Source organism: Streptomyces sp. MnatMP-M17 (assembly GCF_900091995.1).
In the GTDB taxonomy this organism is placed as follows: domain Bacteria; phylum Actinomycetota; class Actinomycetes; order Streptomycetales; family Streptomycetaceae; genus Streptomyces.
Window position 1 is genome coordinate 1 of the sequence record NZ_FMDK01000148.1, and the last position, 14,346, is coordinate 14,346.

The 14,346-nt window shown below is 70.6% G+C and carries 13 protein-coding genes and 1 riboswitch; of the genes, 9 read left to right on the top strand and 4 right to left on the bottom strand.

Translation table 11 applies throughout. The annotated features are described in order from the left end of the window. Positions 1–125: 125 nt before the first annotated feature. The 7 genes from GA0115259_RS07685 to GA0115259_RS07715 all read left to right on the top strand — a co-directional run bounded on the left by GA0115259_RS07685 (position 126) and on the right by GA0115259_RS07715 (position 7,169). Positions 126–785, top strand: a complete 660-nt coding sequence (locus GA0115259_RS07685; protein ID WP_066955368.1) for a sigma-70 family RNA polymerase sigma factor — start codon at positions 126–128, stop codon at positions 783–785. Further along, entirely contained in the window at positions 782–1,105 is a 324-nt protein-coding gene (rsrA, locus tag GA0115259_RS07690) for a mycothiol system anti-sigma-R factor (protein ID WP_093592789.1), read from the top strand. Before GA0115259_RS07685 ends, rsrA begins: the two co-directional genes overlap by 4 nt. Positions 1,106–1,384: 279 nt before the next feature. Continuing rightward, on the top strand, positions 1,385–2,872 hold the full coding sequence (locus tag GA0115259_RS07695; protein WP_093592792.1) for an HD-GYP domain-containing protein: 1,488 nt from the start codon (positions 1,385–1,387) through the stop codon (positions 2,870–2,872). Positions 2,873–2,895: 23 nt separating this feature from the next. After that, positions 2,896–4,161 (top strand): HD-GYP domain-containing protein, encoded by a 1,266-nt coding sequence (locus GA0115259_RS07700; protein ID WP_093592822.1) that lies wholly within the window; start codon positions 2,896–2,898, stop codon positions 4,159–4,161. Between the two features lie 116 nt (positions 4,162–4,277). Then, positions 4,278–5,282, top strand: a complete 1,005-nt coding sequence (locus GA0115259_RS07705; RefSeq protein WP_046499352.1) for a tetratricopeptide repeat protein — start codon at positions 4,278–4,280, stop codon at positions 5,280–5,282. 225 nt (positions 5,283–5,507) lie between these two features. Then, a complete protein-coding gene (gene def, locus GA0115259_RS07710) occupies positions 5,508–6,164 on the top strand; it encodes a peptide deformylase (protein ID WP_093592795.1) in 657 nt (218 codons plus the stop codon). A 267-nt stretch (positions 6,165–6,431) separates the two neighbouring features. Further along, the gene (locus tag GA0115259_RS07715; protein WP_093592798.1) at positions 6,432–7,169 is read left to right on the top strand and encodes a D-Ala-D-Ala carboxypeptidase family metallohydrolase; all 738 of its coding nucleotides are present in this window, start codon (positions 6,432–6,434) and stop codon (positions 7,167–7,169) included. Between the two features lie 52 nt (positions 7,170–7,221). Here the strand turns inward: GA0115259_RS07715 and GA0115259_RS07720 are convergent, their stop codons facing one another. Beyond that, positions 7,222–8,187 carry a helix-turn-helix domain-containing protein gene (locus GA0115259_RS07720; protein WP_093592801.1) on the bottom strand — a complete coding sequence of 322 codons (966 nt, stop codon included), beginning with the start codon at positions 8,185–8,187 and terminating at the stop codon, positions 7,222–7,224. A gap of 81 nt (positions 8,188–8,268) precedes the next feature. Between GA0115259_RS07720 and GA0115259_RS07725 the strand changes: the two genes are divergently transcribed. Both GA0115259_RS07725 and GA0115259_RS07730 read left to right on the top strand, forming a co-directional pair. Further along, positions 8,269–8,478: a hypothetical protein gene (locus GA0115259_RS07725; protein WP_141716481.1), complete on the top strand. Its 210-nt coding sequence runs from the start codon at positions 8,269–8,271 to the stop codon at positions 8,476–8,478. Between the two features lie 10 nt (positions 8,479–8,488). Beyond that, on the top strand, positions 8,489–9,703 hold the full coding sequence (locus GA0115259_RS07730; RefSeq protein ID WP_176732471.1) for an FAD-dependent monooxygenase: 1,215 nt from the start codon (positions 8,489–8,491) through the stop codon (positions 9,701–9,703). Between the two features lie 95 nt (positions 9,704–9,798). Here the strand turns inward: GA0115259_RS07730 and GA0115259_RS07735 are convergent, their stop codons facing one another. The 3 genes from GA0115259_RS07735 to GA0115259_RS07745 all read right to left on the bottom strand — a co-directional run bounded on the left by GA0115259_RS07735 (position 9,799) and on the right by GA0115259_RS07745 (position 13,916). After that, positions 9,799–10,323, bottom strand: a complete 525-nt coding sequence (locus tag GA0115259_RS07735; protein WP_093592810.1) for a GNAT family N-acetyltransferase — start codon at positions 10,321–10,323, stop codon at positions 9,799–9,801. Positions 10,324–10,437: 114 nt separating this feature from the next. Continuing rightward, a complete protein-coding gene (locus GA0115259_RS07740) occupies positions 10,438–11,451 on the bottom strand; it encodes a ribonucleotide-diphosphate reductase subunit beta (RefSeq protein WP_176732472.1) in 1,014 nt (337 codons plus the stop codon). Beyond that, positions 11,451–13,916, bottom strand: coding sequence for a ribonucleoside-diphosphate reductase subunit alpha (locus GA0115259_RS07745; RefSeq protein WP_093592816.1), 2,466 nt, complete (start codon positions 13,914–13,916; stop codon positions 11,451–11,453). The genes GA0115259_RS07740 and GA0115259_RS07745 overlap by 1 nt, the downstream gene beginning before the upstream one ends. Positions 13,917–14,060: 144 nt before the next feature. Beyond that, a riboswitch (cobalamin riboswitch) is annotated at positions 14,061–14,203 on the bottom strand. Between the last annotated feature and the right edge of the window lie 143 nt (positions 14,204–14,346).

A 14,346-nucleotide genomic window follows, 5' to 3' on the forward strand; every position in this document is an offset into this window, starting at 1 on the left:
CGGCGGCCAAGCCCGCTCCCGTCCGTACGGCGGGCGGAGCGGACCGGCAGGCCCCGCCGCAGCAAGGTCGACTATTCTCCGATTCGAGTGGGTCCGCATTCGGCCCCACCACAGCGTTGGAGGAGGTGGGTCCGGTCACTGGGACCGACACAGGGACCGACGACGGCGACATCCGTGAGACCGGTGCCGAGCGCAATGCCCGTTTCGAGCGGGATGCCCTGGGCTTCCTGGACCAGATGTACTCGGCCGCGCTGCGCATGACGCGTAATCCGGCCGATGCCGAGGACCTCGTACAGGAGACCTACGCCAAGGCGTACGCCTCGTTCCACCAGTTCCGTGAGGGGACCAACCTCAAGGCGTGGATGTACCGCATCCTCACCAACACCTTCATCAACTCGTACCGCAAGAAGCAGCGCGAGCCCCAGCGCAGTGCCGCCGAGGAGATCGAGGACTGGCAGCTCGCGCGCGCCGAGTCCCATATGTCGACCGGACTGCGGTCGGCCGAGTCGCAGGCGCTCGACCACCTTCCGGACTCCGATGTGAAGGCCGCGCTCCAGGCGATTCCCGAGGAGTTCCGCATCGCGGTGTATCTCGCGGATGTCGAGGGCTTTGCCTACAAGGAGATCGCGGACATCATGGGAACACCCATTGGTACGGTCATGTCACGACTGCACCGTGGCCGCCGTCAGCTGCGCGGCATGCTGGAGGATTACGCCCGTGACCGCGGGCTTGTCCCGGCGGGTGTCGGGGAGTCGTCGGACGATCGGAAAGGTTCGGACTCATGAGCTGCGGAGAGCCGCATGAGACGGATTGCGCCGAGGTTCTCGACCACCTCTACGAGTTCCTCGACCGCGAGATGCCGGACAGCGACTGCACCAAGTTCGAGGTGCACTTCGAGGAGTGCTCACCGTGCCTGGAGAAGTACGGCCTTGAGCAGGCCGTGAAGAAGCTGGTCAAACGGTGCTGCGGACAGGACGACGTACCGAGCGATCTGCGGGCCAAGGTCATGGGACGGATCGATCTGATCAGGTCGGGACAGGCCGTACCGGAGCATGAAGTGCCCACACGTACGGGCGCGGATCTGCCGGGCGCCGCCGCCGAGTAAGCCCCGCACGCCGAGTACGTCGCCGAGTCGTCACAGGCGCTTCGACAGGCCCACATAGCCCCATACGCAGCTCCCATGCACTGCTCTGTGCGCACGGATTCGTCTGTGCGCATGGAACGAACTGGTGTGTGCACATAGAGCACAAGATCGGTGTGATGTCGCCCTTATGGCGGCTGTTGTCACCCAAAGGTGCTAATCGCCGCTCTCCGGCCGCCCTTGGCCGCCCCGCTCGCTAGCCTGACCGTCTGTTCGGGCCGGGACGAGGAGGGGCGAGAACGCGTGAGGGCCATACCGGGTGCGGCGCGCGCGTACATTCTGGGCACCGTGCTCTGCGCCGTCGCGTGTGTCCGTCCCGCTCCGCGCTCCGAGACTCCCTGGCCGGCGTTCGCCATGCTCGCGCTGCTCTATGTCGTCTGCGAGCTGCCCGCGCGCTGCCGCTTTCTGGGACGCTCGCCGAACGGCGCCCTGCCCGTCGCGGCCGGTTCCTTCTTCCCTGTCCTGCTCGCCGCGGCCTTTCTGCTGCCGCCCTCCGCCGCCGCGCTGGTCGCGGTGCCCGGCGCGCTGTGCGGACGGATCGAGCGGCGTCCCCGAGGCGCCCGGCGGATCTGGCGGGCCGCACAGCTCTCCCTCGCCACCTGGGCGGCTGCCCGCGCCCAGATGCTCTTCGGCGGTCCCGTCGCGCTCGGCGGCGGCGGATACGGACTGACGCGGCCCGACTTCCCGTATGTCCTGCTGCCCGCTGCGGTGGCGACTCTCGCCTTCTGCCTCGTGCTGGCCGTGCTGGACGGCGGCATCCTCGCCACCGCCGAGCGGCTTCCGCCGCGTACGGCATGGCGCGGTCTGTTCCTGCGCTCGCTCGCTCCGCACGCCGCCCACGGGCTCGCCGGGCTGATGATGGCGGTCCTGTGGCGCAGCCCGTACGGGCCGCTCTCCGCGCTCTTCGTCCTGCTGCCGATGTACATCTCGTGCTGGGTCTTCGCCCAGTACCACCGCGAGCGCGCCGCCCACCAGGCCACCATCAGGGCCCTCGTCCAGGCGGTCGACATCAAGGACACCTACACACGCGGGCACAGCGAACGCGTCGGGCATGCCTCCGTACTGATCGCCCATGAGCTGGGTATGGAGCCGGACCGGATCGAGATGCTCCGGTTCGCCGGGATCCTGCACGACGTCGGCAAGCTCGGCGTCCCGACGCGCGTGCTGCGCAAGGACGGTCCGCTGACACCGGAGGAGCGCCGGGTGATCGAACTGCATCCCGAGTACGGGCATGAGATGGTGCGCGGCATCGGCTTCCTCGGCGAGGCGCGGACGGCGATCCTCCACCACCATGAGCGGCTCGACGGCACGGGCTATCCGTACGGTCTGGCCGGGCAGCAGATTCCCGAGTTCGCCCGGGTGGTGGCCGTGGCGGACGCCTTCGACGCGATGACCTCGACGCGGTCGTACCGGCGCGGCCGGCCGGTGCCCATGGCGCTGGCGGAGCTGGAGCGGTGCGCGGGTACGCAGTTCGATCCGGAGATGGTACGGGCGCTGGCGAAGGCGCTGGACCGGCACGGCTGGCGGACGGCGGTCACGGCGGACGAGGAGGACGTGCTGCCACCGCCTCCACCGGGCGCGGTGCCCACGCAGGGCGGCACGGGCTCGGCAGCCGGGCGGGCTCCCGATGCCTCCGCCGAGCCACGCGGAAACGTCCCTTCCAGCCGTACGCCCTCCGCACCCTCTGCGCCCTCCGCGACCGCGCCCACCTCCCACCGGGGCCGCAGATGACCACGACCGCCGCTCTGCGCGCGATGCCCGGCGCCGGACACACCGTCTCCCTCACTCTCGTCGGGCTCTACGGCGCCGCCGGTCTGCTCACCGCCGCCGCGCTCGGCCGGGCGCTCTGGTACGGCCTCGCCGAGCCCAGGATCGCCCTCGCCTTCGGCGTACTCATCGCCGTCGGAGAGCTGGCCCGCTGGGGCGCGCTGCCCGGTGAGCGGGAGCCCGCACCGCTGGGCGCCGCCGGAGCCCTCGCGTACGCCCTGCTCGGTGAGAACGCCGGACGGCCGGTCACCCACGGTGTGCTCCAGACCGTCGGCGTGGTCGTCGCGGCGGGCCTCACCGGCGCCGTACCGCATGTCGCCCGTGGATGCGGCCCTGGACTCGGTCACTTGGCCAGACGAGTCCTGACCGTGGGCTTCGCCGCGGTCTGCTTCCAGCCGCTCTACGCGGCCGGTGAGCTGCGGGAATGGTTCGGTCCCGGTCCCGCCTACGCGCTGCTGCTGCTTCTGCTGCTCGGTCTCACCGCGCTCTGCGACGCCGTACTGGCCGCCCTGATGGTGCGCGCCCGTACCCGCCATCCCTTCGGCCCTCTGCTCCGCGACGAGTTGCGCGCACTGCTCCACATCGGCTCCGCCGTGTGCGCCACCGGAGCGGTCATCGCGCTCGGTGTCGGCGTCGCGGGACTCTGGGCGCTGCCGGTGTTCTGTGTGCCGCTGCTGCTGACCCAGCTCTCCTTCCGGCGGTACGCCTCCGTACGGACGACCTACCGGCAGACGATCGCCTCCCTCGCGCGGGCCACCGAGATCGCCGGATACACGCCTCATGGACATGCCCGCAGAGTCGCCGAGCTGAGCCGCGCCGTCGGCCGTGAGCTGGGACTCTCCGGATCCGAACTGACCGTTCTGGAGTACGCGGCCCTCATGCACGACATCGGACAGCTCTCCCTCGTCGATCCCGTGCCCGAGGGCGCCACCGCCCTGCTGCCGGTGGCCGAGCAGCGGCGCATCGCCCTGCTCGGCGGCGCGGTGGTCCGTCAGACCGGAGTGCCCGCCGCCGTCGCCGTGGTGGTGGAGCGGCAGGCCGATCCGTACCGGGAACAGCCGCTGCCCGCCCGGATTGTCCGCGCCGTCAATGCGTACGACGACCTGGCCGGGGAATGTGCCAGTGCGAGCGGTCCGCTCAGCGCGCTGGAGCGGCTGCGGCTCGGGACGGCGTACGACTACCAGCCCGAGGTGGTGGAATCCCTGGCGCGTGTGCTGTCCAGGGGCGGCCCGGCCGCAGGTGGGGCCGGGTAACCCATGGGTAATGAGCGGGCGTCCGACCGGGCATGGTTGGATGCGAAGAGAAGAAGAGGGTGTCGAAGAAGAAGGTGTCCGGGGGCACTGACCCGAGCGACCGGCAGGCGGGAATCGTGAGGATCTTCGGGAAGGTACGGCATCGGCCCTCCGCCTCGTGGCGGCAGGCCACCGACCGCGCGTTCACGCTGATCGGTGACGGCCGGTACGAGGACGCGGGCGCGCTGCTCACGCGCGCGGCGGACCTGGAGCCCTGGCTCTCGGAGTCCTGGTTCAATCTGGCGCTGCTGCACAAGTTCCGGCACGACTGGGAGCAGGCGCGCGCCGCCGGGCTGCGCGCCGTCGCCCTGCTGGACAAGGAGACCGGCGCGCCCGACTGGTGGAACGTCGGGATCGCCGCCACCGCGCTCCAGGACTGGCCGCTGGCCCGCCGGGCCTGGCAGGCGTACGGGCTGAAGGTGCCCGGCAATCCGCACAGCGTCGAGGCCAACGGCGAGCCGGAGGGCATGGAGCTCGGCAGCGCGGCCGTCCGGCTCTCGCCCGAGGGCGAGGCCGAGGTCGTCTGGGGCCGCAGGCTCGACCCGGCCAGGATCGAGGTGCTGTCGATCCCGCTGCCCTCGTCGGGCCGTCGCTGGGGCGAGGTCGTGCTGCACGACGGCGTACCGAACGGCGAGCGCACGACGGCCGCGGGCCCGGACGGCGCCACCCGCGCGTACCCGGTCTTCGACGAGATCGAGCTGTGGGCGCCCTCGCCCGTGCCGACCTGGGTGGTGCTGCTGGAGGCGGCGACCGAGGACGACAGGGACGCCCTGGAGCGGCTGGCCGCCGACGCCGGATTCGCCGCCGAGGACTGGTCGTCCTCGGTACGGCTGCTCTGCCGGGCCTGTTCGGAGAGCCGGATGCCGAGCGCCGAGGGCGACGGCGAACACCTCGATCCGCACGACCACAGCGAGCCGGGCCATCCGGGACCGCTGGGCCACCGTACGGCGGGCGAGCTGTGGGCGCCGGAGCGCGAGTGCGGGATCGCGGCGCCGCCGGGACTGGTGCGCGGACTGCTCGACGGCTGGGTCGCCGACAGCCCGGACACGCGTGAGTGGCGCGACCTCGAAGAGGTCTGCTGAGTCTGGTGGGAGCCGGTCCGGGAGCGCCGGGCGCGATACGGCCGGGCATGATACGGCGTCGTGGGCGGGTGCGCGGATGTCCACAGGCTTGGATGCTCTTGGACGGCGGATGTCCACAGAGCGCCGATGTCCGGGGAAAGGTGCCCTTAGGCTGTACGGGCACATCGCGCACAGCGCGCGGATCGTGCGGGCAGCATCGGGCACCGAGGAAGGCGTACTGCGGACATGGCGCAGCAGGAGACGGACCAGCGGATCGACAGTGGGGCCTCCGTGGCGGAGCAGGAGGACGGGTTCGTCGTGGACACGGAGGACGCCGAGGCGCGTGAGCTGGCGCACCGCGAGCGCGGTACGTCCCGTCCGATCACCGTCGTGGGCAATCCCGTGCTGCACCGGGAGTGCCAGGACGTCACGGAGTTCGACGACTCGCTCGCCGCGCTGATCGACGACATGTTCGCGAGCCAGCGCACGGCCGAGGGCGTGGGCCTCGCCGCGAATCAGATCGGGGTGGACCTCAAGGTCTTCATCTACGACTGCCCGGACGACGACGGCGTACGGCATGTCGGCGCCGTCTGCAACCCGGTGCTGGAGGAACTGCCGCCGGAGGAGCGGCATCTGGACGACTCCAACGAGGGCTGCCTGTCCGTGCCGACGGCGTACGCGTCGCTCGCGCGCCCCGACTACGCGGTGGTGCGCGGCCAGGATGCCCAGGGCAAGCCGATCAAGGTGCGCGGCACGGGCTATTTCGCGCGCTGCCTCCAGCACGAGACGGACCATCTCTACGGGCGCCTGTACATCGACCGGCTCTCGAAGCGCGACCGCAAGGACGCGCTGCGGCAGATGGCGGAGAACACGCCGCGCTACGAGATCGTGCCGAACGACTGAGGCGCCCTGCCCTTCGCCCCCTGCCTTTCGTCTTCTGCCTTCGTCCTCTTCCCCGGCGAGCGCGCCGGGGTGCCGGCGAGCCCGGCGCGCGGTGCCGGGCTTCGTACGGAACATCGTGACGGCGGCGCTCAGTTCGGGTCTGATGCCCATGAGCCGGGCGCCGACCGCTCCGATCGCGTTCTGCGGAAGCCCGGTTGACGCGCGTCGACTCGTGCGCCAGTCTCTCCGTACATCACAGCCCGACCACCGCTCTCACGAGGAGACCCAATGCTCCGACGTACGGCGAGACTTCTGCTCAGCTTTGTCATGGCCATGTCTTTCGCCTGGGCCGGTTCGCTCGTCACGGCCGGTACGGCGCACGCCGACGGCTGTTACACCTGGTCGCGCACCCTCTCCCAGGGAACCTCCGGCGCTGATGTCACCCAGCTCCAGATCCGCGTCGCCGGCTACCCGGGCAGCGGTGGCGTGCTCGCCATCGACGGTGAGTTCGGACCGGCGACCGCCGCGGCCGTCACGCGCTTCCAGTCGGCGTACGGGCTGGCGGCCGACGGAGTCGCGGGCCCTGCCACCTTCAGCAAGATCTACTCCCTCCAGGACGACGACTGCACGCCGATCCACTTCAGCTACGCCGAGCTGAACACCTGCAACACCACCTGGGCGGGCGGCGCGGTGGACGCGGCCACCGCCAAGTCGAACGCCCTGCGCACGATGTGGAAGCTGGAGGCGCTCCGGCACGCGCTCGGCGACCAGCCCATCCGGGTCACCAGCGGCTTCCGCTCACAGGCCTGCAACAGCTCGGTCGGCGGAGCGTCGAGCAGCCGCCATCTCTACGGTGACGCCGCCGACCTCGGCTCGGGACCGCACTCCCTGTGCACCCTGGCCCAGAACGCCCGCAACCACGGCTTCAACGGGATCCTCGGCCCGGGCTACCCGGACCACAACGACCACGCCCATGTCGACCACCGGCCGAGCCGCTTCTGGTCGGCGCCGAGCTGCGGCATCTGAGGGCAGCCCGGCAGTCCGGGCATGAGCGGTACGGGGCCTCACGCGGCGTGCGTCACGCGGCGTGCGTGGGGCCCCGGAACGTACGCCGGTACGCGTTCGGCGTCGTCCCGAGCGTCCGCAGGAAGTGATGGCGCAGTCCCGCCGCGTTCCCGAAGCCGGACCGTCCCGCCACGCTGTCCACCGTCTCGTCCGTCGCCTCCAGCAACTCCTGTGCCAGCAGCACCCGCTGGCGCAGCAGCCAGCGGTACGGAGTCGTTCCCGTCTCCTGCTGGAAGCGGCGGGCGAAGGTGCGCGGTGACATATGGGCCCGCGCGGCCAACTGCTCGACGGTCATCTCACGGTCGAGATGGCGCTCCATCCACCCGAGGACCTCGCCGACCGTGTCACAGGGGGTCCTGGGCAGCGGGCGCTTGACGAACTGGGCCTGCCCGCCGTCCCGGTGCGGCGGCACCACCATGCGGCGGGCGATCGCGTTGGCGACCTCGGGCCCGTGCTCCTCCCGTACGAGATGGAGGCAGGCGTCGATCCCGGCGGCCGTGCCCGCCGAGGTGATGACCGGGCCCTCGTCCACGTACAGCACATCCGGCTCGACGACCGCCCGCGGATACGTACGGGCCAGCTCCGTCGCGTGCCGCCAGTGGGCCGCGCACCGGCGGCCGTCCAGCAGCCCGGCGGCGGCGAGCACGAAGACACCGGAGCAGACGCTCAGCACCCGCGAGCCTCGGTCCACGGCGCGGCGCAGAGCCGCGAGCAGCTCCGGTGGATACGTGCGGCTGACGTAGGAGTCACCGGCGGGTACGGCGATCAGATCGGCCTCCTCCAGCCGGTCGAGGCCGTGCATACCGCCGAGCGTGAACCCGGCGTGGGTCCGCAGCACGGGCCCTTCCGCCGAGACCACGGCGAAGTCATGGACGGGCAGGCCCTCGTCGCTGCGGTCGAGGCCGAAGACCTCGCAGACGACGCCGAGTTCGAAGGGGTGCACACCGTCGAGCAGAACCGCTGCCACATTGTTCAGCATGGATCCAGTGTGGCAGCAATTCGATGGTTGATGACAGTCCTGCCACTGCTCCTCCTCGGACGGAACGGCGAGAGTGAGGACATGGACATCTTCCTCATGGTTCTCGCCCTTATCACCCTCTTTGTTCTGCTCGCCCTGCCGTCCGTGGTCTGGTACCTCAAGGACCGCGCGATCGACCGCCAGCTGCGCCGGGCCGAGCGGGAGCGGATCGCGGAGCCGGGCGGCGAACGTACTCGACCGCACACCTCGACTGCTACCCTTCGTCGCGAATCCATCACTTTGCGTCACTGAGGGAGTGCGTGTGAAGGTCGCCTGCGTCGGGGGCGGGCCCGCCGGCCTGTACTTCTCGATCCTGATGAAGCGGCAGGACCCGTCCCATGACATCACCGTCTACGAGCGGAACCCCGCCGGGTCGACATACGGCTGGGGCGTGACCTACTGGGGTGGCCTCATCGAGAAGCTCCGCCGCGGTGATCCCGAGTCCGCGCGCGCCATCAGCGAGAGTTCGGTCCGCTGGAGCGACGGGACCGCGCATGTCCGGGACCGTACGACCGTGCACCACGGCGACGAGGGCTTCGGCATCGGCCGCCGCGGACTGCTCGACCTCCTCGCCGACCGGGCCGGATCGCTCGGTGTGCGGCTGGAGTTCGAGCACACGGTCGACGGCGCCGCCGAGCCGCCCGAGGCCGATCTGGTCGTCGCCTGCGACGGCGTGGGCAGCGGGCTGCGCGAGCGCCACGCCGACCACTTCGGCACCGAGTCCTCGGCCGGCCGGAACATGTACATCTGGCTCGGCACCACCAAGGTCTTCGACTCCTTCACCTTCGCCTTCGTGGAGACCGAGCACGGCTGGATCTGGTGCTACGGCTACGGGTTCAGCGCGGAGCACAGCACCTGCATCGTCGAGTGCTCACCGGCCACCTGGCAGGGGCTCGGCCTCCACCGGGCGAGCGAGGCCGAGGGCCTGGCCCTGCTGGAGCGGCTCTTCGCCGGACCGCTGGACGGGCACCGGCTGATCGGCCGGTCGCACACCGACGGGGCCGCGCAGTGGCTCAACTTCCGTACGCTCACCAACCGGACCTGGTACCGGGGCAATCTGGTCCTGCTCGGCGACGCCGCGCACACCACGCACTACTCGATCGGCGCGGGCACCACCCTCGCGCTGGAGGACGCCATCGCCCTCGCCGACGCCCTGCGCGCCCACACGGACCTCCGTCCCGCCCTCGCCCGCTACGAACGCGAACGCAAGTCCGCCCTCCTCCCCGTCCAGAGCGCGGCCCGCTACAGCGCCCAGTGGTACGAGAACCTCCCCCGCTACATCAACCTGGCCCCGGCCCATATGTTCGCCCTCCTGGGCCAGCGCCACTCACCCCTGCTCCCGCACATCCCGCCCCAGCTCTACTACCGCATCGACAGAGCGGCCGAACAACTGGAACCCTTGCGCAAACTGAAGCGCTGGCTGGGCCCCAAGGTCGCCCGCACCCTCCACACCCGCTCGGGCGCTACGCGCGGGTAGCGACGCGGTGCAGCCTCGACAGACGGGCCAACTCGTCCTCACGAAGGCCACGACCTCGTGGCACATCCGGCTCATTCGCAGGCCGGGCGTTGTGGTCAGTCCGTCTTGGGGGTGGCGGTGTCGAGGTCCAGTGTGTAGGTGATCAGGGGGAGCCCCGGGTACGGGTACCAGTCGCGCTCGGGGGTTCTGGCGAAGCCCAGGCGTTCGTAGATCCGGTGGGCCTGGTGCATGGCCGGCTGGGTCGACAGGACGATCCGTGCGCGGGCGTCCGTGTGCTGGGCGCGTGTCACGCAGGCGCGGACGAGCGCCTCGCCCACTCCTCGGCCGCGGGCCGCGGAGTCGACCGCCAGCATCCGGAACTCGGCCTCGCCGTCCCGCGCGATGTCCGCCCACGGCCCGCCGGCCGGTACGTAGGTGACCCCGCCCAGCACCGTCCCGTCGGCGTCCGCGGCGGCCAGGACCACCGCCTCGGCCGCTCGGCGGGCCACGTCGCGCAGCGTGGTCAGATACGGGTCGCTCTCGCCGAAGTCCAGCAGACCGTCCCCGAGATACGCCTGCGCGGTGATCTCGCCGAGCCGCTCGTACTCCCCGGGCCCGGCCTCTCTGATCGTGAAATCCATGCACCGATTGTGCGGTACGGGGGGCGGGGGACCGTTGGGGGCCGCGCCTCCGCTTCGTGCTGCTGGACGCCTGTGTCCGGGGCGAGGCGGACCGCCGGGCCGAGCGTGACGCGGTCAGAAGTCGTCGTCGAAGCCGACCGTGCCCTCCACCGCGACCTGGTACGCCGACGGGCGGCGTTCGAAGAAGTTGGTCAGCTCCTGGACGCCCTGGAGTTCCATGAAGGAGAACGGGTTCTGCGCGCCGTACACCGGTGCGAAGCCCAGGCGTTGGAGGCGCTGGTCGGCGACGCATCGCAGGTACTCGCGCATCGACTCGGTGTTCATGCCCGGCAGTCCCTCACCGCACAGGTCGCGGCCGAATTGCAGCTCCGCCTCCACGGCCTCCTTCAGCATGTCCGTGACCTGCCGCTGGAGGTCGTCGTCGAACAGCTCCGGCTCCTCCTTGCGGACCGTGTCCACGACCTCGAAGGCGAAGTTCATATGCATCGTCTCGTCGCGGAACACCCAGTTGGTGCCGGTGGCCAGACCGTGCAGCAGGCCGCGGGAGCGGAACCAGTAGACGTAGGCGAACGCGCCGTAGAAGAACAGTCCCTCGATACAGGCCGCGAAGCAGATCAGATTGAGCAGGAAGCGCCGGCGGTCGGAGCGGGACTCCAGCCGGTCGACCGTCTCGACCGAGTCCATCCAGCGGAAGCAGAACTGCGCCTTCTCACGGATCGACGGGATGTTCTCCACCGCCGCGAAGGCCGCCGCGCGGTCGGCCGGATCGGGGAGATAGGTGTCGAGCAGCGTCAGATAGAACTGGACGTGCACGGCCTCCTCGAAGAGCTGGCGCGAGAGATAGAGCCGGGCCTCGGGCGAGTTGATGTGCCGGTAGAGCGTCAGCACCAGATTGTTCGCCACGATCGAGTCGCCCGTCGCGAAGAACGCGACCAGCCGGCCGATCATGTGCCGCTCGGCGGGCGAGAGCTTGGCGAGATCGGCGACATCGGAGTGCAGATCGACCTCCTCCACCGTCCAGGTGTTCTTGATCGCGTCGCGGTAGCGCTCGTAGAAGTCCGGGTAGCGCATGGGCCTGAGCGTCAGCTCGAAGCCCGGGTCCAGGAGGTTCTTCGTCCGGGCAGTCATCACTGGCACGCCTCGCAGGACTCGGGATTCTCCAGGGAGCAGGCGACGGCGTCCGGCGGTGGCGCCTGTACAGGTACGGGGACGGGAGCGTGGCCCGCCGCCCGCGCGATCCTCGTCGCCGGGCGCGAGCGCAGGTAGTACGTCGTCTTGAGGCCCTTCTTCCAGGCGTACGCGTACATCGAGCTCAGCTTGCCGATGGTCGGCGTCTCCAGGAACAGGTTCAGCGACTGGCTCTGGTCCAGGTACGGCGTACGCGCCGCCGCCATGTCGATCAGTCCGCGCTGCGGGATCTCCCACGCCGTGCGGTACAGATCGCGGACCTCCGCCGGGATCCAGCCGAAGCCCGCCACCGAGCCGTTGGACTCGCGCAGCGCCTCGCGCGAGCGCGCGTCCCAGACGCCCAGCCGCTTCAGATCCGCCACCAGATACGAATTGACCTGGAGGAACTCACCGGAGAGCGTCTCGCGCTTGAAGAGATTGGAGACCTGCGGCTCGATGCACTCGTACACTCCGGCGATCGAGGCGATGGTCGCCGTCGGCGCGATCGCCAGGAGCAGGGAGTTCCGCATCCCGGTCGAGGCGATACGGGCACGCAGTGCGGCCCAGCGCTCCGGCCAGGCCGGCTCGACGCCGTAGTGGTCCGGGTGCAGTACGCCACGGGCCGCGCGCGTACGGGACCAGGCGGGCAGCGGGCCGTTGCGCTCGGCGAGGTCGCAGGACGCCTCGTACGCGGCGAGCATGATGCGCTCGGCGATCCTGGTGGAGAGCGCGGCGGCCTCGGGCGAGTCGAAGGGCAGCCGCATCGCGAAGAAGACATCCTGGAGGCCCATCACGCCCAGGCCCACCGGACGCCATTTCGCGTTCGAGTTCGCGGCCTGCCCGGTCGGGTAGTAGTTGATGTCCACCACCCGGTCGAGGAAGGTCACGGCCGTACGGACGGTCTCGTCGAGCCGCTCCCAGTCGATCCCGGCATCGATCCCGGCGCCGATCCCGCTGTGGGACTCACCGCCGGACTCACCGCCGGTCCCGCCGCCGGTCCCGCCCGGCTCCCGCACGAACGCCGCCAGATTGACCGAGCCCAGATTGCACACCGCCGTCTCGCCGTCGTCGGTCACCTCCAGGATCTCCGTACAGAGATTGGAGGAGTGGACGACCGCGCCGGGCTCGGCGGTCTGGTTGGCCGTACGGTTCGAGGCGTCCTTGAAGGTCATCCAGCCGTTGCCGGTCTGGGCGAGCGTACGCATCATCCTGCCGTACAGCTCCCGCGCCGGGAGGCTTCTGCGGGCCAGGCCCGCCGCCTCCGCGGCCCGGTACGCCGCGTCGAACTCGTCGCCCCAGAGATCGACCAGTTCCGGAACGTCGACGGGCGAGAAGAGCGACCACTCGCCGTCCGCCTCGACGCGGCGCATGAACTCGTCCGGGATCCAGTGCGCGAGATTCAGATTGTGCGTACGCCGGGCGTCCTCACCGGTGTTGTCGCGCAGTTCGAGGAACTCCTCCAGATCCGCGTGCCAGGTCTCCAGATAGACACAGGCCGCGCCCTTGCGCCGGCCGCCCTGGTTGACCGCCGCCACCGAGGAGTCGAGCGTGCGCAGGAACGGGACGATGCCGTTGGAATGCCCGTTGGTGCCGCGGATCAGTGAACCGCGCGAGCGGATACGGGAGTACGAGAGGCCGATTCCGCCCGCGTGCTTGGAGAGCCTGGCCACCTGGTGGTAGCGGTCGTAGATGGAGTCAAGCTCGTCGCGCGGCGAGTCCAGCAGATAGCAGGAGGACATCTGCGGGTGGCGCGTACCGGAGTTGAAGAGCGTCGGCGAGGACGGCAGATACTCCAGCCGGCTCATCAGCCGGTACAGCGCGGCGACCTCCTCCAGCGCGCGCACGCTCTCGTCATCGGCGAGGCCGGAGGCCACGCGCAGCAGGAAGTGCTGCGGAGTCTCGATCACCTGACGGGTCAGCGGATGGCGGAGCAGATAGCGGCTGTGGAGCGTACGGAGCCCGAAGTAGCCGAAGCGGTCGTCGGCGGCCGGATCGATCAGCCGGTCGAGGCGGCCGGCGTGGCGCGTGACGAACGCGGCCGTACGGTCGGCGATCAGGCCCTCGCGGTGGCCGGTCGCGACCGACGCCGAGAACGACACCGCGCCCTGGCCCGCGGCCTCGTCGGCGATGGCGCGGGTGAGCAGCCGGGCGGCGAGCCGGGAGTACGCCGGGTCCTCGGAGATCAGCCCTGCCGCCGCCTCGGTGGCGAGCCGGCGCAGCTCGGCCTCGTCCGACGAGGCGTTACGGCCGCGGAGCGCGGCGGCGGCGACTCTGCCGGGATCGGTGTCGGGCAGATCGGCGGTCAGCTCCGTCAAGGTCCGCAGCAAAGCGGTCCCGGGGCCGTCCGTCGTCCCGGGGCCGTCCGCCGGCCCGGAGGTCCCGGTCCGGGTGGCGGCTGAAGCCGGTTCGGCTGGCGCGATGGTCACGTGGTGCTCTCCCTCGCTCGGCTCCGGGCCTGTCGCGAGGAATACGGGGGCGCGCACAGCCGTACGGCCCTTTCCAGGGCAGCGCGGAGCACGGCGTCCACCGGCCCATCCGCGAGGCCCGGACGTCTCGGCGCCCGGATCGGTCGAACCGGACGCGCCGTCGGCAGGTGTTCGGACTCCTGGGCGCGACAAAGCACGCCGCAGCACACCGTTGCGGGACAGTTCCGGATTCGCACCGGATTCCCCTGCGTCGACAGCGAGGTCGAGCATACATCTGGTGGCCGCTCGCCGTGCCACCCACCAGATGTAGTGTCGTGGGCCGGTTCAGCGCCGACTGGAAGACCAGGCGCAAGGTGGTCCCGGATGGACCGGGTGCGCTGCCCAACGGCGGAACGGGCCGCTCCGGCCTCCACACCGGGAGGCCGGAGCG